The sequence below is a fragment of the Paenibacillus sp. P5_B5 genome (genome assembly GCF_056400365.1).
Genome location: NZ_JBFULK010000051.1, coordinates 1 through 918, shown reverse-complemented (window position 1 = coordinate 918; position 918 = coordinate 1). Strand labels below are relative to the sequence as shown.

The 918-nt window shown below is 48.5% G+C and carries 2 tRNA genes and 3 rRNA genes; all 5 read left to right on the top strand.

Annotated elements, in window-relative coordinates:
- Positions 1–95 (top strand): 16S ribosomal RNA (locus tag AC1DOK_RS24460); the annotation flags it as partial.
- A 149-nt stretch (positions 96–244) separates the two neighbouring features.
- Positions 245–361, top strand: a 5S ribosomal RNA gene (gene rrf / locus AC1DOK_RS24455).
- A 72-nt stretch (positions 362–433) separates the two neighbouring features.
- A tRNA-Ile gene (locus AC1DOK_RS24450) sits at positions 434–510 on the top strand.
- A gap of 20 nt (positions 511–530) precedes the next feature.
- Positions 531–606: transfer RNA gene (locus AC1DOK_RS24445), tRNA-Ala, on the top strand.
- 190 nt (positions 607–796) lie between these two features.
- A 23S ribosomal RNA gene (locus tag AC1DOK_RS24440) occupies positions 797–918 on the top strand; the annotation flags it as partial.

Below are 918 nucleotides of genomic sequence, written 5' to 3'. Positions count from 1 at the left end.
CGCAAGGGAGCCAGCCGCCGAAGGTGGGGTAGATGATTGGGGTGAAGTCGTAACAAGGTAGCCGTATCGGAAGGTGCGGCTGGATCACCTCCTTTCTATGGAGAATCGTTTCCTGAAACGGAAACATTCGAACAGTGGTTTGCTTGACAGACCACTAAAGTTTCTTCACTCGTTGTCAGTTTTGAAGGGGCAAGYACCTTTCAATGTTAAGGCCATCTGARGTTTGGTTACTTCAGRTAATTCGTTTGGTGACGATGGCGGAAGGGAACCACGCGTACCCATCCCGAACACGACCGTTAAGCCTTCCAGCGCCGATGGTACTTGGACCGAAGGGTCCTGGGAGAGTAGGACGTTGCCAAGCGAACCCCACAACAAGCTATAGAGTGGGGTTTTTTTATGAAAAGTATTGCAGTTTTGCTTCGCAAAACTTTGAGGGCCCTTAGCTCAGCTGGTTAGAGCGCACCCCTGATAAGGGTGAGGTCGGTGGTTCGAGTCCACTAGGGCCCACCATTTAAAACTTTATATAATTTGGGGCCATAGCTCAGCTGGGAGAGCGCCTGCCTTGCACGCAGGAGGTCAACGGTTCGATCCCGTTTGGCTCCACCAAAAAAACTTCTTAATCTGGCAAATATTTCAGGTTGAAAAGTAAAAATGAAGTGTGTTATCATACTTCTTGCCGCCAAAAACGGTAAACAAATTGTTCCTTGAAAACTAGATAGCGAAACGAAACGTAAGAGCTTAGAAACATCCGATGTTCTTCTTAAGCAATTAAGAGAACAACGTTTTATAATTAGCTGGTTAAGCTAATAAGAGCGCACGGAGGATGCCTAGGCACTAGGAGCCGAAGAAGGACGTGGCGAACGACGAAATGCCTCGGGGAGCCGTATGCAGGCTTTGATCCGGGGATGTCCGAATGGG